This is a genomic window from Sphingomonas faeni (assembly GCF_040407505.1).
GTDB lineage: Bacteria > Pseudomonadota > Alphaproteobacteria > Sphingomonadales > Sphingomonadaceae > Sphingomonas > Sphingomonas faeni_E.
Genome location: NZ_JAPZPQ010000009.1, coordinates 26,749 through 51,384 on the forward strand (window position 1 = coordinate 26,749; position 24,636 = coordinate 51,384).

A 24,636-nucleotide genomic window follows, 5' to 3' on the forward strand; every position below is an offset into this window, starting at 1 on the left:
CTCGATACCAGAAGGAATGGGCGCAAAAGCAGGGTGGAGGCGGTCAGGCCGCGCTCGCCCCGCCGATCCATGTGCCGACCGGATGCAGGTCGCGGGTGAGCACGACCCAGTCGGCGGTGCGGCCGACCTGCAACGTGCCGCGCTCCTGCGACAGGCGCAGGAACGCCGCCGGATAGGTTGCCGCCATCGCCGCGGCGATCTCGGGGGCGACGCCGAGCCGGTCGACGGTGTTGCGGACCGCGCCCGCCATGTCGAGATCGGAGCCCGCCAGCGTGCCGTTGGCGCCGACGCAGCGGCCATTCTCGACATGGATTTCACGGCCCTGCAGCACGAACGACTTCTCCGCTGCGCCGACGCAGGGCATCGCGTCGGATACAAGCATGAACCGGTCGTGCGGCCGTGCGCGCAACGCGATCCGCAGCACCGCGTCGTCGACATGGAAGCCGTCAACGATGATCCCGCAATACACCGCCTGGTCGTCGAGCACCGCGCCGACCACGCCCGGGGCGCGGTGGACCAGCGGCGACATCGCGTTGAACAGATGCGTCACCCCGGTAATTCCGGCGGCCATCCCGGCGCTCGCGGTGGCGTGATCCGCGTCGCTATGACCGATGCTGATGAGCACGCCTGCCGCGGTCAGCGTCGCGATCTGTGCCGCGGTCACGCGCTCGGGTGCGAGCGTCACCATGACCCGGCCGAGACGGGGGCGGGTCAGCAGCGCGAGCAGCGCGTCGTCGAGATCCTGGAAGCGCGTCGGGTCGTGAATGCCCTTGCGCGCCGGGCTGATCACCGGGCCCTCGATATGGATGCCGAGCACGCCGGGGACGCCCGCTAGGATCGCCGCGTCGACCGCGTCGAGCGCGAGCGCGATTACGTCGGGCGTGTCGCTGATCAGCGTCGGCAGGAACGCGGTGGTGCCGAACGGGCGGTGCGCCGCGCCGATCGCGGCGATACCCTCGACCGTAGGGGTATCGTTGAACAGCACGCCGCCGCCGCCGTTGACCTGCGTATCGACGAAGCCCGGCATCAGCCAGCCGCCATCGAGATCGATCGCGTGATCCACGGCCTGATCGGTGGTTGCGTCGTCGATCCGGGCAATCCGCCCGTCCTCGACGACGATCGTCGCGTCGTTCAGGACGCCCGTGGGGGTGACCACATGGCCATTCGAAAACCGGAAGATCGTCATAACGTGCGCGTCACCTTGCTGAGATGCGACGGAGCGTCGGGGTTGAACCCGCGAGCAAGCGAGAGGGCGTTGACCATGCGATAGAAGCTCTGGATCATCAGGATCGGCTCGATCGCCGGGTGCGCTTTCAACGCGGGCAGGACGCCGTCGTCGCTGCTGCCATCGAGCCCGGCATCGGCGAGCAACACGCCTGCGCCACGCTCGGCGAACTCGCGCGCCGCATCGCGCACGCCGTCCCCGGCCGCGTCGGAGGTCGCGAGCGCCAGCAACGGGAAGCCGTCCTCGACCAGCTGCATCGGGCCGTGACGGACCTCGGCCGAGCTGAACGATTCGGCATGCAGCGCGCAGGTTTCCTTCATCTTCAGCGCCGCCTCGTTGGCGATGCCGAAGCCCATGCCGCGCGCGATCACGAACAAATTGGTCGCGGTGCGCAGCGGTGCGACGGCCGCCGACCAGTCGAGCGCCCAAGCCCGTGCGAGGTCGGCGGGGATGGACGCAACGGCGCTACGCAATGCGTCGTCGTCGGCCCATTCCGCGGTCAAAGCGGCGAAGGCGGCGAGCGAGCAGATATAGGATTTGGTCGCCGCGACCGACTTTTCCGGTCCGGCGCACAGCGGGATCAGCGTATCGGCGGTTTCGGCGAGCGGCGAAGTCTCGTCGTTGACGAACGCGACGACATGCGCGCCGGCGGCTTTCTGCGCGGCGACTGCGGCGAGCAGGTCGGGGCTGCGACCGCTCTGCGACACCGCGATGCACAGCGTGTTCCGCGCGCCGAGCGGTGCGTCGTAGATCGACACGACCGAGGGCGCCGCGGCGGCGACCGGGATGCCGGTCTTCGTCCAGATCAGATACTTGCCGTACACCGCCGAATGATCGGAGGAGCCGCGCGCGCAAGTCACGACGACTGCGGGCGGGGCGCTACGAAGGCGCGCACCGAGCGCCGCGAACGCCGCGGCGTTGGTCGCGAGCATCCGTGCGACGGCCTCGGACGATTCGGCAGCCTCGCGGAACATCAGCGTCGCGGTTTCCGCGATGGGAGGCGGTGTTAGCGGAGGCGGGGTGGCGTCGTGCATGGCGGCTCGCTTCGATTGGCGTTCGGCGAGGAGCGAGAGGCCCCCCGACCCAGACCGGTTTGAGTAAGTTATGGATTGGTATTATTCAAGCGCCGGATGTTCGGCCACCATGTTCGCCAGTCGCTCTACCGCGTCGCGGTTCGTCGCTGCGCGTCCCGGCGAGGCGAAGCCGAAGCGTAGTTCGGCTGGATCGGCGGCGGTCGTCATGGGCGCGCGACACGAGGCGTGGACTTCGCGGACACCGGTCGCGAGGATCGCAGGCAACGTCTCCGGCGAGACCCCGCTTCCCGCGAGCACGATGATCCGACCGGCGGCTTGTCGGTGCAATGCCGTCAGCATCTCAACGCCATCGACCGCCTTCGGGGCGCCGCCCGAGGTCAGGATCCGGTCGAAGCCGAGCGTGACGGCGGACTCGAGCGCGTCGGGCATGCCGCGGCACAGATCGAAGGCGCGGTGCAGCGTCAGCGAGAGTGGATGTCCGCGAGTATCGCCCAGCGATCGGGCATGGGCGACCCAAGCGGCGAGGGCGGGCACGTCGAGCCGGTGGTCGGCATCGAGCGCACCGATGACGATCCCCGCCAATCCGGCTTCGGCCGCGGTGCGAATGTCGTGGGCGATCAGCGCCTGCTCACGCGGCGTATAGACGAAGCCGCTTTCGCGTGGCCGGGCCAGGAGGTGAACGGGTACGCCGGAGGCCTCCGATGAAGCCGCCGCTGCCCGGATCAGCGACGCTGGCGGGGTGAGCCCGCCGACGCCAAGCGCCGCGCACAGTTCGATGCGGTCCGCACCGCCAGCGATCGCTGCGTCGATACCGTGCAGATCCTCGACGCAGACCTCGAGCATCCTTCGGGTACCGCGCACCATGTCTTCCGGCACGCTCACGCCTGGAACAGCGACCGCGCCTTCAGCACCGTCGTCTTGCCGCGCGCGTCGGTGACCGCATAGGTAAAGCCCGGCAACAGGCAGAACGCGCCGACATTGCCCTTCGTGTCGAGCGCGAGGAAGCCAACCTGGACACCGCGGATCGCATCGCCGCGCAGCTTGGCGATATGGCGGACGACCTCTTCGCACGCCTGTTGCGGCGTCGATCCGCCGCGCATCGACGCGACGACGCGCGCCGAGCCAGCGACGCGGGTCACTTCCTCGCCTAGCCCGGTCGAGGTGGCCCCGCCGACGCCTGCCTCGACGTACAGTCCCGAACCGACCTGCGGCGAATCGCCGACCCGGCCACGCATCTTGAACGCCATGCCGGAGGTCGTGCAGGCACCCGCCATCCGCCCGTCGGCCGTGCGCGCGAGCAGGCCGATCGTGTCATGGTCGAGCGCGCCGCCCGGCGTGCGGGTGATGCGGTTCTCGCTATTGGCTTCGGGTTGGTATTTCGCGGTCTTGAGCCAGTCGCGCCATGCCTTTTCCGATTCCGTGGTGAGCAGCGACTGTTGCGGGAACCCCTGGTCGCGCGCGAACCGTGTCGCGCCCTCGCCGACGAGGAAGGTGTGTGGCGTCCGCTCCATGACGCGGCGCGCGACGGAGATCGCATGCACCGTGTTCTCCAGCGCGGCGACGGCCCCGACCCCGCCGACATCGTCCATGATGACCGCGTCCAGCGTGACGTGGCCGTCGCGGTCGGGATAGCCGGAATAGCCGACGCTATGATTGGTCGGATCCGCCTCGGGCACCATCGCGCCGGCCTCGACCGCGTCGATCAGGGAGCCGCCCTTGGCGAGTTCCGCGAAGGCCACCGCGTTGGCGGCGGCGCCGAAGTCCCACGTCGACAGGACCATCGCGCCCGTCGCCGGAGCGTCCGTCGCGGCACCCGATCGAGCGTGTGCCCGAGTCGCTACGAATGGTATCATGCCCAGGCCGCCCAAACCGGCGAGCAACGACCGTCGCGTGTTCTGCATCAGATCCCCCTTGCGTTCTTATGTGCACGCTATCGCAAGGAGGTGGCGACCGCCAGTAGTGACGCCGATTTGCAACATTCCGACGCAAAAGTTCTAGACCGGTATTGTTTCGGCATTGACTGAAACCGCATTTTGACCAAACCAGTAAGGACAACCGGTATAGCGCTATCACGCAACCGGGCTTTTTTAGGGGTAGGTATGAACTTCGGCCATTCTGTTTCGCGGATCGCGCTCGTCGGATCTCTCGTGTTTTCCGCTACCACGGCATTCGCACAGGATGTGCCCGCGCAGGCCGTGACGCCCGCACAGGCTGCCGCGAGCACGCCCGCCGAAGCCAAGGTCGAGGCGGATGCCACCACCGCAACCACCGCCGTTGATCGCGACACGCCGAAGGACGACACGATCGTCGTCACCGGATCGCGCATCCAGCGCCCGAACATGACGTCGGCGGCGCCGATCACGTCGGTCACCGCGCAGGACATTCGCGCGCAGGCTGCGGTCAACGTCGAGGACGTGCTGAACCGCCTGCCGCAGATCGCGCCGGACAGCCAGCAGACCTATAACGACTCCGACGGTCGCCAGCGCATCAAGCTGCGCAGCCTCGGGTTCGAGCGCACGCTGGTCCTGATCGACGGCAAGCGCCTCGGCACGCAGAACGGCCAGGACGTCGGCATCATCCCGCCGTCGCTGCTCGAGCGGGTCGACGTGCTGACCGGTGGTGCCTCGTCGGTGTACGGGTCGGACGCGGTCGCGGGCGTCGTCAACTTCGTCCTGAAGAAGGATTTCGAAGGCATCCAGCTCGACGGCAACTATAATTTCTACAACCATAACAACAAGGACACGGTCGCGTCGTCGCTGGCGCGTTCGTCGGGCTTCAGCAGCCCGCGCGGCCTGACCAACGACGGCGGTCGTACCGACGTCACGCTGACCGCGGGCAAGAAGCTGTTCGACGGCGCGCTGCGGATCAACGGCTTCGTCAACTACAAGCATACCGACGAAGTCCTGCTGTCGGCCCGCTCGAACTCGGGCTGCTACCTGACGCAGACCAGCCTGAACGCACCGCTGTCGTGCGGCCTGACCCCGAGCAGCTCGACCAGCGGCCTCATCACGCCGCTCAGCGGTGCGAACGCCAACGCGCAGCTCGTCAACAACCCGAACGGCACGCGTACTTTCGTGCCGTTCGGTCCGGGTGCCGGCAACGCCTCGAACTATTTCAGCAACTATGCGTATCAGCGCCCATCCGAGCGCGTGAACGCCGGCGGCTTCGTCAGCCTCGACATCGCACCCGACGCCGAGCTGTATGCGTCGGGCATCTGGTTCCGCGACAAGTCGTACAACAACTACCCGGCGATCGCCGGCGGCAGCGTGCAGGTGAACTGCAACAACCCGTTCTTGTCGGGTGCGCAGGCAACCGCGATCTGCGGCGCTGCGGCTGGCACCGCGGCGACGGCACCGATCGACCTGCGCTATCGTCTTGGTGAGGGCAACGATCAGCCCGACGCGTATCTGAACACCGGCGTTCGCCTGACCGGCGGCGTCCGCGGCAAGGTCGGCAGCGCGTGGACGTATGACGTCGGCGGCGTCTATGCCCGCAACCACCAGGATTACACGCCGAGCTTCGTCAACGCGACCAACCTGCGGAACTCGATCAACGTCGGTGGCACGCGCGCCGCACCAACCTGCGCCACCACCACGGACGCCGCCTGCGTTCCCTTCGATGCGTTCAGCGCGGGTAATACCAACCCGGCATTGATCGACTATCTGTATGATCAGGGCACGTCGGCGACCACCGGCACGCTGTACGACGTACAGGCCAACGTCACCGGCGATCTCGGCAAATACGGCATCACATCGCCGTTCGCCGAGCAGGGCGTCGCGATCGCGCTGGGAACGGAATATCGCAAGGATACGCTCAAATCGACCGCCGACAGCGTGTATCGCGCAGGTCTGGGCGGCACCGACAGCTACCTTAAGCAGGACGTCTGGGAGGCCAATATCGAGGTCCAGGCGCCGCTGGTCGAGCACAAGCGCTTCGCCGACCTGTTGCAGGTGAACGGCGGCTACCGCGTGTCGAAGTACAGCAGCAACCCGAGCACGTTCAACACCTGGAAGGTCGAGGGCATCTACGCCCCCGTCAGCGACCTGACGTTCCGCGCCTCGTTCAACAAGGCGCAGCGCGCACCGACGGTCACCGAGATCCGCCAAGCGACGAACATCGATTTCGCGTCGGGCGGCGCGGGCACGTTCAACGATTTCTGCGCACCGACCGTCGTCAACGGCGCCAATGGCGTGACCTACGGCGCGCCGATCGCATCGCGCGACGTGTGTCGTGCAACCGGCCTGTCCGACGCGCTCTACGGCAGCCAGACCCTGCTGTGCAGCAACGGCACCACCCCGAACGGCTCGGCGGCATGCACGGTACGCTCGGGCGGCTTCACCGCCGATCCGGAAACCGCCTACACGCAGACCTATGGCCTGATCGTGAAGCCGCGGTTCGTGAAGGGCTTGGTGTTCTCGGTCGATCGCTACCAGATCAAGATCAACGACTCGCTCGGCTATAACGATTTCAGCTATTACACCGATGGCTGCCAGCGTTCGAACGGCGACGCGTTCTTCTGCCAGGGGATCGTCCGGAATCCCGGCACCGGCACGCTGTATTCGACGGCCGGGAGCAACCCGACCACCGGCTTCATCCGCCAGGGCACAACCAACTACTTCACGTCGATCGCCCGCGGTTATGACTTCCAGGCGCAGTACACGCTTGACCTTGCCGGCGCGGGCAAGATCGATTGGAACTTCAACGGGTCGCTGGCGACCTTCGCGGGTGGCCAGGACTCGCCGCTCCAGCCTGAGCGCAACTGCGCTGGATACTATGGTAATGGCTGCGGACAGCTGCTCCCGAAATGGTCGCACGGCCTGCGCGCAACCTACACGACGGTCGACCGCGGCTTCAGCGCCTCGTTCAACTGGCGCTATGTCGGGTCGCTGACCAACGCGGACAATTCGGGTGATCCGGCGATCGGTGGCACGGACGCACGCGCGCGGACCAGCTACTACCGGGTTTCGCCGAAGAGCTACTTCGACCTCGCGCTCAACTTCGCGATCGACAAGCAGTTCTCGCTGCGCCTGATCGCGAATAACCTGCTCGACAAGAGCGCGCCGATCGTTCCGGACTCGTACAACGTCGCCCTCGCGCGCACGAACACGATTCCGCAGCGTTACGACTCGCTGGGCCGCAACCTGGCAGTGGGTGCGACCGTCAGGTTCTGATCCCGACGTAGTGGTGGCTTGTGTCGGTCGACGCGAGCCACGGACGCCGAACAAAAATGCCTCGCACTTTCGAGTGCGGGGCATTTTCGCGTCCGGTGAACTGCCGTTCTAGTTTCGCTGCTACGGCGCAGCGACTTTTGCTGCCCTAAGCCAAGGGCATGCATGCGCTAACGCCGATTGCTTCAGCTTTCGGGGGCGATCGTCACGCGTAATCCGTCGAAGGTGTCGTGAAACGGTATCTGGCACGACAGTCGAGAGGTGGCGGCAAAAGTATCCAGGCTTTCAAGCAGGTCCTTCTCGTCATCGGCTGCTGGTGGCAGCTGCGCCGCCTGTGCCGGATCGACGATGACGTGACAGGTGGCACAGGAAAGGCTGCCCCCGCACAAGGCCAGGAGTTCGTCGACACCGCCCTCTCGAATGACCTCCATCATGGATAGTCCCTCGGTTGCTGCCAGCGTCCGGATATCACCTTCGCGCGTCGTTACGATCAGATTGGCCATGTCTCGTCCTCTTGGTAAGCGTACTGCGCTTCCGGTAAAAAGCCGGAGGACGCGTAGAATTGTCTAAAACGCTCATGGCTGACGCCAGCGGTCGTCAGTCCAAAGCGCGGAACTGCCGCGACGGCGCGCTTCGGCCTTGTCATATCCGGTGACGCATGACGACAGTCGGTTCCCGAGGCGCACCCGACAGGGTGTGCCCCGGAGATCGCTCAATAGTGGAACCTGAACTCGACGCCGACCCGGCGGGGCGTCAGGACACCCCGTGAATAATAGCGTTCGACCACGTCGCTGCGGACCTGGTTGAACGACGACCTGTCGTTGCTGATCGCCGTCACCGCGTATTTGTCGAAGATGTTGTCGGCGAACAGCCCGACCTCGAACGGCTTGGTGACGTAGGTCAGCGAGGCGCTGTGCGTCACATAGCCTGGGATTGCCTCGCCATTGCCGCGCAGACCTACGCGCGAATAGATCTCGCCACGGTAGATGGTCGCCCAATTCGCCTCGATCTTCCTGCCGTCGCCCAGCGGGTAGCTGTAGATGAGCCGCGCACTCCCCGAGTTCTTGGCCGAGCCCGGGAGCCTGTCACCGGAGAACGCATTGTCGCGCACGCCCTGGCTCACCACCAGCCCGATCACATCCTCCGTCAGATGTGCGTCGACGTACGAATATGTGCCCGTCAGCGCTAGGTTGGGAGTGATCTTGACCGTGCCCTGGAAGTCGAACCCTTGCGACACCGCCTCTGCGCCGTTGACGGTGATCCCGATCGCGCCGTTGACCGTCTGGCTCGGCACCTGCACGCCCGACCATTTGACGTGATAGCCGTCGAGCGTGAGCAGGAGGCGCTTGTCGAACAGGCTGGCGCGGACCCCCAATTCTATGTTGCGCGTGCGGTCCGGGCCGTAGCCCACTTCGTTGGGGAGCGCGCACAGCACCTGCCCACCGGCGGCGGCTCTGGCCAGATCCTCCGGCGTGCAGGCGATGACCTGGTTGACGCCGCCGACGCGGTAGCCCGTCGAATAGGTGGCATAGGCGAGCAAATTGTCGCTGAACTTGTACGAGGTGTTGGCCTTCCAGACGATGCCGTCCTTGCCGGTCGAGCCGGGCTTGAACCGGTTCGCGTTGATCGTCGTGGACGGAAACGCGCCGATGCCCACGCCGATCAGCGGCAGCGCCGACCCGCCGACGATCGTCGCGTCGTACTTGAAGTAGCGGATGCCGCCCGTCACCTGCCACGCGTCGGTCAGGTGAAGCGAGGCCTCGCCGTAGAGCGCCTTTTCGACGTTCTTGCTGTTGAGCTTCGAGACATATTCGAGGTCGTCGGGCCGCCCGGCGCCGGCAAAGTCCGAGAAGCCCGGCGTGTATTCATGCCGGTCGCTCGCGTATTTCTGCCGGTTGTAGAATCCGCCGATCACCCAGCTCAAGGGGCCGCCATGCGTAGAGACCAGGCGCACTTCCTGGTTGAGCTGTTTATATTTGCGTTCGTTGTTGGCAAAGGACGAGAACGCGGGGAACGCCTCGTAGCCATAGTCGAGATCAAGCAGCAGATCGGTATTGTCGTCGACGCTGCTGATATGCTGCTTGGTATAGGCGGTGGTGCTCACCAGCTGGGCGATGCTGCCCAGGTTGATGTTGAACTCCGCCGAGAAGAGGTCGGCGCTGCGATCGACCGGCTCAAGGTAGCGGAACGGCGCTTCGTACTTGCCGGTGCCCAGCACGCCGGCACCGTTCGCCTGGCGGCCGCCGGTCTTGGTCGTCTGGTGCGCGTAGGTCAGGTATGCCTTGATGTTGGGGTTGTACTCGAGGAGCAGCTGGTTGCGCGTGGTGAAGGTGTGCTCGTAGTTCACATCCTCCTTACGCTTGAAGTTCGCGGCGTAATCGGCGGTCGTCCCGAGCGAACCGGTCGAGGTGGCCGTCGCGCGGCCAGGCTGCGGGTTCGACACGCCCGGCTGCTGCAGCAGGTAATTGTAATCGATGAAGCCGGCATTGTCGTAATAGCCGGTCGACGTGCGGAAGGCGACGTGATCAGTGATGATCGGCACGTTGATCGCGACGTCGCCGACCCCGCCGAAATCGTCAGAATGCGACTGCGCATAGCCGCGGCCATGGACGTCGATCGAAAGGCGATCGGTCTCGGGGCGGTTGGGAATGTAGCGGACCGCGCCGGCGAGGGTGCCGAGGCCGTAGAGCGTGCCCTGCGGTCCTTGCAGGACCTCGACCCGGTTGACGTCGATCAGCTTGAAATCGAGGTAGAGCGGGACTTCGCCGAGATACACGCCGACCGAGTTGCCGCTGTTGGCGCCGAACACGCTGGTATCGCCCGACGCGATTCCGCGCAGGATGATGCCGCCGGTCGAGGCTGGCCCGGTATCGGCCACGGTAACGCCGGGAATGAAGGAGGCGAGCGAGCGCACGTCGTCGAGCCGCAGCGATTCGATCGCTTCGGCGGAGACCGCGCTGATGTTGATTGGCGCGTCCTGCAACGTGGTCCGCCGGCGGCTGCCGGTCACGATGATCTCGTTGGAGACGGACTCTGCGGTTTGCCCCGCGGTGGCCGCGGTCGGTGCCTGTGTGGCATCCTGCGCCAGCGCCGGAACCCCGGCCACGCTTGCCAGCGCCGTCGCGCACAATAAACCCGCGCGCGAGAATCGTCCTGCCATTTAAGCCCCCTTGGTACGTAAAACGCTATCGCCTCTCCATGTTCTTCCTGTCGGCGTCGGCGCCTCGCTCGGGGCCAATCGCTTATGAGCAGAGTGTGGATATTATCGGCGGACCAACATGGGGCGTTTGACGTAAGCCGGTCGCGCATCGGGACCGGCGAGCTGCAACGACCTACGTCAAACGGCGCATGCCCGGCGGGGACTCGGCGCGATATCTGGTCGCCATGGTTCGTCACGCCACCTCGCGCGCGATACGCATGGCGCTCAGCCTGGTTTGCGCGCTGACCATGATCGCGCCGGCGCACGCGGAGCGGCAGACGCGGGCTCGACTGGTATCCTGCGGCGAGAACAGCTGCCTGCGGCTGTCAGGATATCGGGCGCTAGCGACCATGGTCGTCAGGGTCGGGGAGCATGACCTTTCGGTCGAGGGCGACCGTGCATGGCAGGCGACGGTGCCGCTGGATATCGCGCGCGCGTGGCCAATCGCCCGCAATTATGCACTGCGCGTGGCCTTCGTCGATCCCGACGCGGGGACGGAGAGGGTTGAAACGGTCATGCTGCCGCCGGGGTCGCTTGGCGCTCGCACCCAAATCGCCTCGCTCATCGTCAGCGCGCGCTGACGCCGGCAAACCTGTCCTTCGTCCCGCGCTTGTGATCACACCCGGTCGGCCCTACATTATCGTCACCTGATCGCCGGAGAGCGATGGGCCCGCGAACGCAGGAGATGATGATGAAGATTGGCCTGGCGGCATGTGCCGCACTCGTGATGGCGACGCCTGCCATTGCCGCACCTGGTGGAAATCCCTTCTCGGCCGACAGCGCCGTCTTGAACCTCAGCGGGATCGACCTCGCGAGCGTCGACGGACAGCAGCGCCTTGCAATCCGGATGGACAACGTCGCGAACGCGGTGTGTGGCCAAGGGCTGAGCTCGATCCATCTGGCGCTCGGCGCACAGGCGCGTGGCTGCCGCGCGGACGTGATTGCTGATATGCGGAGCCGCATCGCAACGGCAACAGCGTCGCGGGATGTCTCGGGTCGGACGCAGTTGGCGTCGCGCTGACCGATTAAACGGGGCGCGCCGGGGTATGTGTGCCCCGGTTGTCGCTCCGTCAAATAGCGTATGGCCGCCGCGATCCCGGTGCCTACGGTTCGGGCATGAAGCAAGCTATCCTGGTGCGTGGTACCCGCAACTCGGTCCTGCGGGTGATCGCGCCTGTCGTCATTGCGGCGCTGTCGGTGGGGGCGACGTCGAACAACGTAGGACCGCGCTTCGCACGCTGGATCGATGGTACGACTTCGACCGAGCCCGAGACTCAGATGCAGCGTATCGATGACGATAGTTTCGTCATTCGCCAGTCGGTAATAACCAATTTCGAGGCACCTTTCCTCTATTTGCTGTTCGGCACCGATCGCGCACTGCTGATCGACAGCGGCGCGGGTGGGCTGAAGATCCGCCCGACGGTCGACCGTGTGATCGCCGAATGGCGGAGGCGTCACCGCAATCGCCCGATCCGACTGGTCGTCGCGCATTCGCATGGGCATGGCGATCATCATGGCGGCGACGACGAGTTTCGCGATCGGCCGGATACCCAACTGGTCGGGCTCCAGCCCCAGCAGGTTGCTGCCTTTTTCGGCATCCGCGATTGGCCGAACACGACCGGCCGTTTCGACCTCGGGCATCGCGTGCTCGATATCGTGCCGACCCCCGGACACGAGCCCGCGCACATCATGATCTATGATGCGCGTACGCGGCTGATCTTTTCTGGCGACATGCTGTATCCTGGCAGGCTCTATGTACCGAGTGACCGGTTCGACGTGTTTCGTGCGAGCGCGGTTCGGCTGGCGGGCTTTGCCAAAACCCATCCGGTCCGCGCGCTGCTCGGCGCGCATATTGAGATGACGACGACGCCCGGTAAGGACTATCCGATGGAAGCGGCCTCCCATCCGTCCGAGCACGGCCTTGCGCTGCCGCCGTCGGCGATCGACGAATTGGAGAAGGCCGCCGCCGGCGCCAAGTCACCGCCGGAGATCGACCGCCATCCCGACTTTATCGTCTATCCGGTCGCGCCCAAGCCGGTTTGACGTTCAGGATGCATCGATCATGATGCGGTAGATCAGTTTCCGATCGTCTTGGGTTTGCGCCACCACGACATGGTGTGGGCGTCGTGCGCGGTCGTCCAAACGCCAGCGCGCGTATAGCGGAGCGCGCCGCTACCGGCGGGCGCGCCCATCCGCGCGGTGATCGCGAGCGACGTGGGATCGATCACCACGAAGGTCTGCCCGGCTGTGGTGCGCAGCCACACCTTGCCCCCGCCGGTGTCGATGTCGCCGTATTTCAGCGTCTCGTCCACCTTGATGCGGCCCGATACCGCGGCGGTCACCGGATCGATCCGGGCGACGGTGCCGTCACCCTGTTCCTGGACCCATATCGATCCTTCGCCTGCCGCCAGGAAGCCGGGCTCGCGACCCAACGGCGTCGTGGCGACGACGTTATTGGTAGTCGGGTCGATCTTCTGCACGCTCTGCTGCGTACCACTGACCGCCCAGAGCGACCCCATGCCGAAGGTCAGGTAATAGCTGTCGGGATTGGTCGCGATCGACGCGGTGACGGCGTTGGTGGCAGGATCGACGCGCGCGATCACACCCTTGGCGTCGCTCGCCACCCAGATCGATCCGGCGCCAGCGACGACGTTGAGTTCGCCCTTCGGATTGGCGATCCCGGTCGCGATGACGGCGGTGATCTTTGCGGTCTTCAGGTCGATCCGGGTGAGCGTGAAATCCTTGCAGTCCGCGACCCACAACGACTTGAACGCAATCGTCATCGCGCCGCACGGATGCGCCATCGGGACTTCGGCGCGCTTGCCCTTGCGCGACCAGCGCTCGACGCGGCCGCTGTTGGTGGCCCATACCGTCTTGCCGTCGACCGCGAGGAAGTCCGCGAAGCCGGGCACGGGGATGACCTGCTCGCGTGGTTTCGCTGCGAATGCGGGCGTGACGGCAGTGCCGATGCCGAACACCGCGGCGGCCCATGTCGTTGCCACTGTCTTTTTCAATCCGTGTCGCCCCCGTATTCGTTCGATAGTGCCGATCACGCAGCCGCTTCCGTGTCGGGATTGGGCTGCCGCGTCCTGATTCTGTCGATCAGCGGTCGTGCCGGAAACAAAAACTGTTCCGGGATCGTCAGCCGTCGACGCTCGTCCTGGCCCACCAGTTCGGCTTCGCCGCTGCGGTACGTGCCGAAGATGCGATCGAGCAGGATCAGCGAATTGCCGTAATTGCAGCGCGTGTCCTCGTAGGTCACCGAATGGTGGAGGCTGTGATGCTGGATCGTCGTGAAGGCGAACGCGTACCAGCGTGGCGGATCGAACCGCGTGTTGGCATGCGCGAAGGTCGAGACCACCGCGAGGATGTTGAGCGCACAGAAGATCGCGGCCTGCGGAAGATCGAGCAACGCGATCACGCTGAGGCTTATCAGGAACAGCTCGATCGGATTGCCGACCGCACCCTTCATCGCGTTGAGCTGCGTCAGGTGATGATGCGGCGCATGCGTCGACCAGAAGAACGACTGGTTGTGCATCAGGCGGTGCAGCCAATATTGGCCGAACTCGATCAGCACTACGACCAGCGCGACCTGCACCACGAACGGCAAATGCATCGCCCACGGCGTCGCGATGCCGAGCGCCTGCTTGGCGGCCATCATCGGTTCGTCGGCGAAGGTCTTCGTCGCCCAGGCGATCACGGTGTAGCTGAGCACGACGTAGAAGACGTCCGTGAAGAACTCGCGCCTCGTCAGGCGCCAGCTCGAATGCCGCTCGTTGACCCATTCCAGCGCCTGGATCAGCGCGGTCGTCGTCAGCGTGGCGATCACGATCGACCAGGGGTTGGCGATCCAGTCCGCCGGGCCGAACGCCCAGAACAGCAGGACGGCCGCGACCATCACCGGCTGCACGTAACTCAGAAGCAGTTTCTGCATCGCTACTTTCTGCATTGGATCGCACCTGATTGGATCGGCGGCAAAAACGGTCGCCGTGCGCCGAGACGATAGTAGGAGACGGCAGCGGCCGTAGGTGTGCGAATGACGTACTGCGCGGGCTAGTCGATTGTGATTCCGTGACGCCCCAGGAAGTCGCGCGCGGGCCCCAGCGCATCGGCGTGGAGACGCCAGCGATCGATCGAGTTCCGGTAGAGCGGCCGGCGGACCTGCGCGGCGCTCGGCGTCGAGACCGGCGCGGCGTTGGTATGGAAATCGAGACAGGAATCTGACCAATCCAGCCCGCAATGTGCGAGCAGGCGGGCGGTCTGCTCGCGCTGGTTGTCGACGAGCGTCTCGTACTGGAGTTCGAGCACGCGACCGGGCAGCGCCTCGCGCCACAATGCCATCATGCGGTCGAAGCGCCCGTAATAGGCGGCGATGTCGAGCAGGTCGTAGCTATAGTCGTAATAGCGCGATCCGACCGCGAACAGGTTGCGGAAGTTGGCGAGGATCGTGTCCATCGGGTTGCGGCGGAGGCAGACGATCGTCGCGTTGGGCAGGGCGCGGGCGATGACGCCGACATACAGGAAATTGCCCGGGAATTTGTCGATGACATGCGGCTTTGTCCCGGAGGCGTGGGACGCAGCGCGAGCGATATAGTCTCGACCGATCGCGCCGAGGTCTGCGCTGGCGGCGGCGCGGATCGTCTCGGGATCGAGCACGGTTCGGCTGCGCGTTCCCGCCGCGGCTTTTACCGCGAGCGGCATCGCCTGGAGTTCGCCGGCGCTCTCGACGTCGGGGTGCGACGACAGGATGCGGTCGACCAGCGTCGTGCCCGTGCGCGGCATGCCGATGATGAAGATCGGCGATGCGGGTGACGGGTTCGCGACCCGGGCCTTCGCGATCGTCGGCCAGCACGCCTCGACCGCATCGAAATTGGCGTCATCGTCGGCGAAGCGATACGGCAGCGTGGCGCGGTGTTCGGCATTGGTTTCGGCTAGAACGGCGAACGCGGCGCGCGGATCGGCGAGGTCGTCGATCTCCTTTGCGAGCGCATAGCCGAGCAGCAGGCGATCCCGCGGTGCCCGCGCAGCCTCTCGTGCGGCCGAGAGCCGGTCGACATGATTGCGATCCGGTGTCTGGCGGCGCAACCCGGCCAGAAGATGATGTGCGCGGGCGTCCTCCGGGGCCAAGGCGAGCAGGCCTTCCAGTGCCTGCTCCGCCGCCTCCTGCCGCCCGAGGAAGCTCAGCGCCGCGGCTTGGTTGTAGCGGAACGCGGTGTTCATCGGCGCGAGCCTCACGGCCTCGACAAAATGGGGAAGCGAGGCGGCATGATCGCCCAGCCGCGCATAGACGCAGCCCATCGTGTCGCGCCCGAGCGCGTCGGTCGGCGGTGACAGCTCGGCGGCAGCGAGCGCCGATGCGGCGTCCGCATCCCGCCGGACGAGCGTGTAGAGGCGGGCGAGTTGGGCGTGATATTCGCCGTGCGCGTCAAGCGTGACGGCGGTTTCGATCAGATCGATCGCGCTGCGTATCTTGCCGAGTGCGGCCGCGCCGATCCCGGCGAGAAAATGCGCCTCGGCTGCGTCCGGCGCTTCCGTGCGCCAGCGGGCTGCGGCGGCGAGCGCGCCCTCGTTGTCGCCACGCGCTAGCGCCGCTCGGATAGCGGAGGCGCGGGTGGCCGTGTCTGCGGTTCGATCCATGCGCCCTCGGCCTAGCGCGTCAGCGTGGTGACGGCGATCGCGGTCGCCGATGCACGGTTCTCCACGCCCATCTTCTCGAAAATCTGTTCGAGATGCTTGTTCACGGTGCGCGGACTGATCTCCAGGATTTCGCTGACCTCGCGGTTCTGCTTGCCGCGGCTGATCCAAAGCAGGACTTCGGCCTCGCGCGAGGTGAGCCCGTGCTGGGCGGCGAGCATCGCCTGCTCCTCCCCTTCGTGGCGTTCGGTCAGGCGGAACACCCATTGATTCGCGGCGGTGTTGCGCAACAGGCCGGCTTCCAGCGTACGATCACCGGCTGCCACGGTGACGCGTGCTCCCGGCATCGGCGGACTGGCTTGCAAAACGCGCAGCGCCGCCAGGAAAGGCATGGGTAGCCCGCCGGATGCGCAGGACCAGCCGGGGAATAGCCGTTCGAGCATCGCGCTCGCGGCCGGGGTCAGCCATTGCGGCTCCCCGGCACCATCGACCGCGAGCGCTGGCCGGCCGCTCATGTCGAGTGCGAGCTGGCTGCCATGCGCGACGCGTGCGGTGGCCAGGTGCACCCGGATGCGGGCCAGCAGCTCTTCGATCACGATCGGCTTGCTGACGAAGTCGATGCCGCCGGCGTTGAGCCCGCGGACGACATGCTCGGTCTCGGTCAGTCCGGTCATGAAGATGATCGGCAAATGTTGGAACGCCGGAATGGCCTTGATCCGCAGGGTCGTTTCGAACCCATCGAGATTGGGCATCACCGCGTCCATCAGGATCAGGTCGGGCGTGATGTTCTTCAACAGCGCGAGCGCGGCGAGACCGTCGATCGCGATCAGGACGGTCATCCCGGCGCTCTCGATCGTCGTGGTCAGGAACCGCAACGCTTCGGGCGTATCGTCGACGACCAGGATGACCGGCCGTGCCGCCTCTGCGGGTTCAACGCGCATCGTCGAGCGTCTTCTGTAGCGAGGCGAGATCGAGGTCGACCAACTGGCGTCGGAGCACCATGACCAGGGGCGCGGCGGTCGGTATCGTCTGCTCGAACACATCGAGTGCGTCTTCGAGGCCGCGGACGTGGCCGATCTGTGCAAGATGTCGCAAGCGATCGAGGAAGGGCAGGGCGGCCGCTGGCAAGGGGGGCAATGCGGCGGGCGTATCGGTTAGGTCGGGCACCGCTGCCTCGTCCCAGCGCAAATCGAGCTGCGTGCCGATCAGCGAGATCAGCGCGTCGAGTTCGACCGGCTTCGTCACGAACGCATCGTGGTTGCTGCGGTCTTCCCCACCGATGTTGAGTTCATGCACGTCGGCGGACACCATCACGATCCGCAGCGAAGCGCCGTGGCTCGCGCGTAACCGGGCAGCAACGTCCCACCCGCTCATCCCGGGCATCTGGATGTCGAGCAAGACGATATCGGCGGGCGTACGCTCGGCCAGCAGGAGCCCGTCCGTTCCATTCGCTGCGGTATGCACCACGAAACCCAGCGCGGCGAGCAGCGACTGGAGGATGGCACGCTGCGCAGGATCGTCGTCGATCACGAGTACGGTCCGCGGCGGTCCCGCATAGCCGGTGATCCTCGCACCCTGCACGGACGCGCGCGATGCGACCATCGGGGCGGGCAGCATGATGCGGAAGCGGAAACTGCTCCCGACGCCTGGCGTACTCTCCACCGCAATGTCGCCGCCGAGCACGCTGGCAAGTACGCGTGTGATGGCGAGGCCCAGGCCGATGCCCGGCTGACTTTGCGCCTCCGCCGAGTTGCCGCGTTCGAACGGTTCGAACACGCGGTCCAGGTCGCCCGCGGCAATCCCGATGCCGGTGTCGCGAACCTCGATATCGGCGACCTGGCTGCGGTAGCGGACCTTGACGGCGACGCTGCCCGATTGGGTGTATTTGATCGCGTTGGAGACGAGGTTGATGAGGATCTGGCGCAGGCGCTTCTCGTCCGCCTTCACCTGCGCGGGCAGCCGATCGTCGACGTCGAGCGTCAGCGTCAGACCCTTGGCGGCGGCCTGCATCCGGAACATGTCGACGATGTGGTCGAGCAGTCCGCGGATGTCGATCAGGTCCGAGCGGATCGTCAGGACGCCGCTCTCGATCCGCGAGATTTCGAGCAGTCCCTCGACGAGGTTGGTGACGTGTTCGGCGGAGCGGCGGATGATCGTCCCGACTTCTGCGCCCGACAGCGTGTCGTCGCGTTCCAGCAGCTGCGCATAGCCGTAGATGACGTTGAGGGGCGAACGGATCTCATGGCTGACCGCGACGAGGTAGCGGGTCTTCGCCTCGTTGGCAGCCTCGGCCGAGACCTTGGCGCGCTCAAGCTCGGCCAGGGTCGCCGCATGGGATGCGTTCGCCGCGGTCATGACCCGCCTGGACGCGGCAGCGTAGCGATATAGGCGCGCCAGCCGCCGAGCGCGGTGATGTCCTCGGCGCCGACGATCGCGCGCGGCTCGGCGACGAAGCCCTTGACGGTCGATCCGTCGGCGAGCGTCACCGAGCCGATCGCAAGAGGCGCCGGGACCTCCACGACGAAGCTGCCGAATGCGGCGACGTCGAGTTCGTAGACTTCCACTGCGATCGCGGCGCCGTCGTCTTCGCCGACATGGATCAGCGCAGGCTTGGGCGGTGTGGAATTGGCCATCGCGTACAGTCGATAGGTTGGCGCGGTCGTGGTGGCACTGATCAGCCGCGCCTCGCGGGATGTCAGTTGCCAGTGGAGTGGCATGCCTTCGAGATGCGCGCCGACGACGGCGAGTTTCACGGTTTCCATAGTATCCTCGATGTTCAGGGGCGGGGGTGGGGGAAGCGCGGCGGCGGCGAGATAGGCCTCGCCGGCGTCGAGCAGGCCCTGGTCGGTCCAGGCGGGCGCGATCAGCGTGATGCCGAAGCCGGTCCCGTTGTCGCGCCAGCCGGCGGGAAGGGCGAGAGCGGCCATGTCGAGCAGGTTGACGAAGTTGGTGTAGAGACCGAGGTTGCTGTTGAGCGCGATCGGCGCCGCGCGCATCTCGGCGATGCGGTAGATCGTCGGCGTGGTCGGCAGCGCGAGCAGGTCGATATCCTGCCACATCGTGTCCGCGATCCGCTGCAGCGCGGCGAGCCGATACTGGCCTTCGAACACGTCTACGCCGCTGACGGAACGTCCGGCTTCCATGATCGCGCGCACGGTCGGGTCGATCGCTTCGGGGCGTGTATCCAACAGAGGCAGGGCTGCGGCGGTGCGTTCCGCCACCCAGGGGCCGCCATAGAGTAGCATCGCCGCCTCGCGGAGGGGCGCCATGTCCACCTCGACCAGTTCGGCGCCGTCCGCGGCCAATGTCGCTAGCGCTTGTTCGTACAGGCGGGCGGCGGTGGAGTCGCCGAGGAAGATACGCTGGTCGGGCGCTGGTACGCCGATCCGGCGCATGGCGACGGGACGGTCCTCGCGCGGGCGGGAATAGGCGTCGGTGCGGTCGAAGCCGGTGACTACCTCGTCGACCGCGCGCGCGTCGGTGATGGTGTGAGCCAGCACGGTGATGCAGTCGAGCGTGCGACACGCCGGCACCAGCCCGGTGGTGCTCCAGCGGCCTTTGGTAGGCTTCATGCCGATCAGGCCGTTGAACGCGGCGGGGACGCGACCCGATCCGGCGGTGTCGGTGCCGAGCGCGAACGCCACCAGTCCGGCCGCGACCGCGACTGCCGAGCCGGAACTGGATCCGCCACTGACATAGGCACGGTTGAACACGCAGGCGGGTGCGCCGTAGGGGCTGCGGGTGCCGTTGAGGCCCGTCGCGAACTGGTCGAGGTTGGTCTTGCCCATCGGGATCGCACCGGCCGTGATTAGGCGTTCGACCACCTCGGCAGAGACGGTCGGCGTGTAAGCGAAGTCTGGGCACGCGGCGGTGGTTGGTACGCCCGCCAAGTCGATATTGTCCTTGATCGCGAACGGCACCCCGGCAAGCGGCAGTACCTCTCCTGCGGCGATCCGTGCGTCGACGCGGCGTGCGTACGCCAGGACATCGGCATCGGCGATGCGCGTGATCCACACCGCGGGCTGGATCGCCGCATAGGCGTCGATACGTGCCAGTGCGGCTCGGGCGATGCTGACCGCATCGGTACGCCCAGACGTAACCGCGGCGGAGATGTCACCGATCTGGAAGGCGACGTCCATCACGCCACCTCCACCGCGAGCATCGCCCCGCCGGGCGAGAGCGGTTGTCGCTCCTGGACGTAGATGCGGCGTATCGTACCCGTGACGGGGCTGATCACGGGGGATTCCATCTTCATCGCCTCGATGATGCCGATCGTGTCGCCTTCCGTCACTTCCGCCCCTACGGCGACCATCAGCTTCCACAAGCTACCGCCGAACGGTGCCTCCACCAGCTCGCAGCCTTCGGGCACGTCGATCTCGGCTGTTGCTGCGCCAGCGTCCGCTTCCTCGGTCAACGCCGCGACGCGGTCGAATTCGCCGTTGCGCTCCCAGTCCGCGCGCTCCTCGTCGAACGCCGCTTGGCGCTGCATCTGGAATGCGGTGATCGACGGCGCGTTGTCGGCAAGGAAGGCGCGGTATTCCGAGAGGCGGAACACTTCCTCCTCGATCCGGATGGCGCGCCGGCCGAGCGGGAAGTCGCGGCGCCACTCGGTCAGTTCGTCGTGGCTGACCGGGAAGAATCGGATGCGGTCGAAGAAGCGCAGCAGCCAGGGCTTGCCATCCCGGAACGCTTCGGTCTGGCGCCACGCATTCCACACCTGAATGGTGCGGCCGAACAACTGGTATCCGCCGGGACCTTCCATGCCGTAGATGCACATGTACGCGCCGCCGATGCCGACCACGTTGGGCGGCGTCCAGGTGCGTGCGGGGTTGTATTTGGTGGTGACGAGCCGGTGCCGCGGGTCGATCGGCGTCGCCACCGGTGCGCCGAGATAGACGTCGCCGAGGCCCATCACGAGATACTCGGCATCGAACACGATCCGCTGCACGTCGTCGATGCTGTCGAGCCCGTTCACGCGGCGGATGAACTCGATGTTGTCCGGGCACCACGGCGCATCGTCGCGCACCGATTCCATGTATTTGTCGATCGTCTGGTAGATCGCCGGGTCTTTCCACGACAGCGGCAGGTAGATCACGCGCGACGGGATTTCGAAATCGTCGAGGCCACCGAGCCGCTCCTCGGCCGCGGCGAGCGCATGGAGCAGCGACGCCTGCGAAAGCTGCCGGCTGTCGTAGTGGATCTGCAGCGAACGGATGCCCGGGGTCACGTCAATGATGCCGAGAAGCGCGGCCTTTTCGACTTCGAGCATCAACGCGTGAACGCGGAGCCGTAGTTCGAGATCGAGCATGATTGGGCCGTATTCGACCAGCAGGTTGCGATCGCCCTGCTGACGATAGGTGACGGCGGGGCGTACGCCTTGTGCCTCGATCGCGCGCAGGATCGGCGAACCGAGCGCGTTGTCGGACTCCGCTGGTTCAGCCGTCGGAGCCGATAGCGTAGCGACGAGTTGGTCCTGCGCCTGCTCGGCCGCGACCGCTGTCGCATTGTCGATCGGTACGAAGCGGACACTGTCGCCCGGGGCGAGCTGCCCGACCTTCCACAGATCCGCCTGAGCCACGACGAACGGACAGACGAAGCCGCCGAGCGAGGGACCGTCGGGACCGAGGATGATCGGCATGTCGCCGGTGAAGTCGACCGCGCCGATCGCATAGGCATTGTCGTGGATGTTCGACGGGTGAAGCCCGGCCTCGCCGCCGTCTTTCCGCGCCCAGTGCGGCTTGGGGCCGAGCAGGCGGATGCCGGTGCGGTTGGAGTTGTAGTGGACTTTCCACGCCGTGCTGCGCAGCATCGCGATGTCGTCGGAGGTGAAGAAATCGGGGGCGCCGTGCGGGCCGTAGAGGACGGAAAGCGTCCATTCGCGGGTGATCGTCGGTCGGTCGGCGAGCGTGAGCGTTGCTGCCGGCGCGCTGGGCGGATCGGTTCGGGCCAGATGCAGCGTGTCGCCGGTCATCACCGCACGCCCGGCATGGCCGCCGAACTCGCCAAGCGTGAAGGCGCTTCGGCTGCCCAGGAACAGCGGCACGTCGAGTCCGCCGGCGATCGCGATGTACCCGCGCATGCCGCCACCCGTGACGCGCCCGATCTTGAGGATCTGGCCGGCCGCAATGTCGATCGGCTCGTAGGAGGACACTGGCGTGCCATCGACGGCCGCACCGAAATCGGCGCCGGTCAGGCAGATCCGGGTGGCGACGTTGAAGAGCAGCGTCGGCCCGGCGGCGGTGATCTCGAGCCCTGCCGTGTCTTCCGCGTTGCCGAGCAGCCGGTTGCCAAGGCGAAACGCGAGTGCGTCCATCGGCCCAGAGGGCGGTACGCCCACATCCCACAGGCCTAGCCGGCCGGGGTAATCCTGGACCGTGGTGGACGCGCCGCCCGCCAGCACGCGGATCGACCGCGGCGTGTAGGCGATGTCCGCAAGCGCGCGGGTCGAGACCTCTCCGCTGGTGAACACCGGCGAGCGCACGACGGTACGCAGCCAGTCGAGATTGGTCTCGATCCCGGCGATTGACGTGGCGTCGAGCGCGTCCTGCATTGCTTGCACCGCGGCGTCGCGGGTGGGTGCGGTGACGATCAGCTTGGCGAGCATCGGATCGTACCAGCTCGATACCTCGGTGCCGGCGGCGATCCAGCTGTCGACACGCGGGCCTTCGGGGAACGAGACGCCGACCAGCCGGCCCGAGCTTGGCCGGTAATCCTGCGCGGGATCCTCGGCATAGAGACGAACCTGAATCGACGCGCCGACTGGCTTCGCCTCGAAACCGTCGAGGAAGGCAAGGTCGCCGGCGGCGCCGCGGACCATCCATTCGACCAGATCGACACCGGTGACCTGTTCGGTGATGCCGTGTTCCACCTGGAGCCTGGTGTTGACCTCAAGAAAAAAGAAGTCGTCGCGTTCGGCGTCGTAGAGGAACTCGACCGTCCCCGCGGACCGGTAATCGGCGGCGGCGGTGAGCCGGACGGCGGCGTCGATCAGCGCCTGACGCGTGGCGGCGGGGAGCAGCGGAGCGGGAGTTTCCTCGACGACCTTCTGGTTGCGCCGCTGGAGCGAGCAATCGCGCTCGCCGAGCGCGACGACATTACCGGCGCCGTCGCCGAACACCTGGACCTCGATATGCCGCGCGCGGGCGACGTAGCGTTCGAGGAACACGCCGCCGTCGCCGAAATTGCCTGCACCGAGGCGGGCTACGGTGGCGAAGCCCTCGCGGATATCGGCCTCGTCGGCGCAGACCTTCATGCCGATGCCGCCGCCGCCGGCGGTCGCCTTGAGGATCACTGGATAACCGATCTGCGCTGCCGCCTCGACCGCTGCAGTTTCGTCGCGGAGCAGGTCGGTGCCGGGCGCGAGCGGCACGCCCTGCGCGGCGGCGAGATCGCGTGCGGTGTGCTTCAGGCCGAAGGCGCGAATGTTGTCGGGGGTCGGACCGATGAACGCGATGCCGCGCGCGGCGCATGCCTCGGCGAACGCGGTGTTCTCGGACAGGAAGCCGTAGCCGGGGTGGATCGCTTCGGCGCCGGTCGCTTCGGCGGCGGCGAGGATCGCCTCGACATTGAGATAGCTCTCTGCCGCTGGCGATGGACCGATCCGGACCGCCTCGTCAGCCTGGGCAACGTGCGCGGACCCGGCGTCGGCGTCGCTGAACACCGCGACCGAACCGACGCCCATCGTCTTCAACGTACGAATGATGCGGCAGGCGATCGCGCCGCGATTGGCGATCAGGACCTTGGTGAACATCAGCCCGACACCAGCATGCGTACGGGGGTTGGGTTGAAGCCGTTGCAGGGATTGTTGACCTGGGGGCAGTTGGACACGACCACGATCACGTCCATCTCCGCGCGCAGGTCGACGGTCAGTCCGGGCGCGGAAATGCCGTCGACGATGCCGAGCGTACCGTCCGCCTCGACCGGCACGTTCATGAAGAAGTTGATGTTCGACACCATGTCGCGCTTGCCGCGGCCGGCGCGAATGTTGGCGTCGAGGAAATTGTCGACGCAGCTATGCTGGGCCTTGGTATGGTGGCCGTAGCGCAAGGTGTTGGACTCGCACGAGCAGGCGCCGCCGATCGTGTCGTGATAGGCGACGCTGGTGCCGGTAATCGTCATCATCGGCCGACCTTCGTTCGAGAGCAGCACCGCGCCCTCGCGCAGGAACAGGTTGCGCTGCGCCACGATCGTATCCTGCGCGCTGTACCGCTCGGAATCGTCGGCGGCGGCATACATCAGGAAATCAACTGCCTGATTGCCTTCGAGATCGACGATGCGCAGCGTTTCACCAGCGGCGACGCGGTGCATCCACGGTGCGCGGGCGGGGACGGTCTCGTCGTGGCGGATGGTACCGGGGAGGGGGGCAATGGTCATGTC

18 protein-coding genes are annotated in these 24,636 nt (G+C 66.2%); 4 read left to right on the top strand and 14 right to left on the bottom strand.

Going from position 1 to position 24,636, the window contains the following annotated elements:
- Window positions 1–43: 43 nt before the first annotated feature.
- From nagA to O6X71_RS19070, 4 genes are all read right to left on the bottom strand, one after another.
- On the bottom strand, window positions 44–1,186 hold the full coding sequence (gene nagA / locus O6X71_RS19055; protein WP_353467246.1) for an N-acetylglucosamine-6-phosphate deacetylase: 1,143 nt from the start codon (window positions 1,184–1,186) through the stop codon (window positions 44–46).
- On the bottom strand, window positions 1,183–2,259 hold the full coding sequence (locus O6X71_RS19060) for an SIS domain-containing protein (protein WP_353467248.1): 1,077 nt from the start codon (window positions 2,257–2,259) through the stop codon (window positions 1,183–1,185). The genes nagA and O6X71_RS19060 overlap by 4 nt, the downstream gene beginning before the upstream one ends.
- An 81-nt stretch (window positions 2,260–2,340) precedes the next feature.
- Window positions 2,341–3,135, bottom strand: coding sequence for a copper homeostasis protein CutC (locus O6X71_RS19065; RefSeq protein WP_353467249.1), 795 nt, complete (start codon window positions 3,133–3,135; stop codon window positions 2,341–2,343).
- A 2-nt stretch (window positions 3,136–3,137) separates the two neighbouring features.
- Entirely contained in the window at window positions 3,138–4,112 is a 975-nt protein-coding gene (locus O6X71_RS19070; RefSeq protein WP_353467250.1) for a N(4)-(beta-N-acetylglucosaminyl)-L-asparaginase, read from the bottom strand.
- 294 nt (window positions 4,113–4,406) lie between these two features.
- Between O6X71_RS19070 and O6X71_RS19075 the strand changes: the two genes are divergently transcribed.
- Window positions 4,407–7,430 (top strand): TonB-dependent receptor domain-containing protein, encoded by a 3,024-nt coding sequence (locus O6X71_RS19075; protein WP_353467251.1) that lies wholly within the window; start codon window positions 4,407–4,409, stop codon window positions 7,428–7,430.
- 182 nt (window positions 7,431–7,612) lie between these two features.
- Here the strand turns inward: O6X71_RS19075 and O6X71_RS19080 are convergent, their stop codons facing one another.
- Together O6X71_RS19080 and O6X71_RS19085 are read right to left on the bottom strand one after the other, a co-directional pair.
- Complete coding sequence (locus O6X71_RS19080; protein WP_353467252.1) at window positions 7,613–7,930, bottom strand: 2Fe-2S iron-sulfur cluster-binding protein; 318 nt, start codon at window positions 7,928–7,930, stop codon at window positions 7,613–7,615.
- A gap of 209 nt (window positions 7,931–8,139) precedes the next feature.
- Window positions 8,140–10,587, bottom strand: coding sequence for a TonB-dependent receptor (locus O6X71_RS19085; protein WP_353467253.1), 2,448 nt, complete (start codon window positions 10,585–10,587; stop codon window positions 8,140–8,142).
- A 224-nt stretch (window positions 10,588–10,811) separates the two neighbouring features.
- On the opposite strand from O6X71_RS19085, the gene O6X71_RS19090 reads away from it, so the two are divergent.
- The 3 genes from O6X71_RS19090 to O6X71_RS19100 all read left to right on the top strand — a co-directional run bounded on the left by O6X71_RS19090 (window position 10,812) and on the right by O6X71_RS19100 (window position 12,669).
- Entirely contained in the window at window positions 10,812–11,207 is a 396-nt protein-coding gene (locus tag O6X71_RS19090) for a hypothetical protein (RefSeq protein ID WP_353467254.1), read from the top strand.
- Window positions 11,208–11,317: 110 nt separating this feature from the next.
- The gene (locus O6X71_RS19095) at window positions 11,318–11,647 is read left to right on the top strand and encodes a UrcA family protein (RefSeq protein WP_353467255.1); all 330 of its coding nucleotides are present in this window, start codon (window positions 11,318–11,320) and stop codon (window positions 11,645–11,647) included.
- Between the two features lie 95 nt (window positions 11,648–11,742).
- Window positions 11,743–12,669, top strand: a complete 927-nt coding sequence (locus O6X71_RS19100) for an MBL fold metallo-hydrolase (protein WP_353467256.1) — start codon at window positions 11,743–11,745, stop codon at window positions 12,667–12,669.
- A gap of 32 nt (window positions 12,670–12,701) precedes the next feature.
- Here the strand turns inward: O6X71_RS19100 and O6X71_RS19105 are convergent, their stop codons facing one another.
- From O6X71_RS19105 to O6X71_RS19140, 8 genes are all read right to left on the bottom strand, one after another.
- The gene (locus O6X71_RS19105; protein ID WP_435368512.1) at window positions 12,702–13,628 is read right to left on the bottom strand and encodes a Vgb family protein; all 927 of its coding nucleotides are present in this window, start codon (window positions 13,626–13,628) and stop codon (window positions 12,702–12,704) included.
- A gap of 47 nt (window positions 13,629–13,675) precedes the next feature.
- On the bottom strand, window positions 13,676–14,575 hold the full coding sequence (locus tag O6X71_RS19110; RefSeq protein WP_353467257.1) for a sterol desaturase family protein: 900 nt from the start codon (window positions 14,573–14,575) through the stop codon (window positions 13,676–13,678).
- Between the two features lie 104 nt (window positions 14,576–14,679).
- Window positions 14,680–16,263: a tetratricopeptide repeat-containing sulfotransferase family protein gene (locus tag O6X71_RS19115; RefSeq protein ID WP_353467259.1), complete on the bottom strand. Its 1,584-nt coding sequence runs from the start codon at window positions 16,261–16,263 to the stop codon at window positions 14,680–14,682.
- A gap of 11 nt (window positions 16,264–16,274) precedes the next feature.
- Window positions 16,275–17,201 carry a DNA-binding response regulator gene (locus O6X71_RS19120; RefSeq protein WP_353467261.1) on the bottom strand — a complete coding sequence of 309 codons (927 nt, stop codon included), beginning with the start codon at window positions 17,199–17,201 and terminating at the stop codon, window positions 16,275–16,277.
- Window positions 17,191–18,615: a hybrid sensor histidine kinase/response regulator gene (locus O6X71_RS19125; RefSeq protein ID WP_353467262.1), complete on the bottom strand. Its 1,425-nt coding sequence runs from the start codon at window positions 18,613–18,615 to the stop codon at window positions 17,191–17,193. The genes O6X71_RS19120 and O6X71_RS19125 overlap by 11 nt, the downstream gene beginning before the upstream one ends.
- Window positions 18,612–20,399, bottom strand: coding sequence for an allophanate hydrolase (gene atzF, locus O6X71_RS19130; protein ID WP_353467263.1), 1,788 nt, complete (start codon window positions 20,397–20,399; stop codon window positions 18,612–18,614). Before atzF ends, O6X71_RS19125 begins: the two co-directional genes overlap by 4 nt.
- On the bottom strand, window positions 20,399–24,010 hold the full coding sequence (gene uca, locus O6X71_RS19135) for an urea carboxylase (protein ID WP_353467264.1): 3,612 nt from the start codon (window positions 24,008–24,010) through the stop codon (window positions 20,399–20,401). Before uca ends, atzF begins: the two co-directional genes overlap by 1 nt.
- Window positions 24,010–24,633 (bottom strand): urea amidolyase associated protein UAAP2, encoded by a 624-nt coding sequence (locus O6X71_RS19140; protein WP_353467265.1) that lies wholly within the window; start codon window positions 24,631–24,633, stop codon window positions 24,010–24,012. The genes uca and O6X71_RS19140 overlap by 1 nt, the downstream gene beginning before the upstream one ends.
- Window positions 24,634–24,636 lie beyond the last annotated feature (3 nt).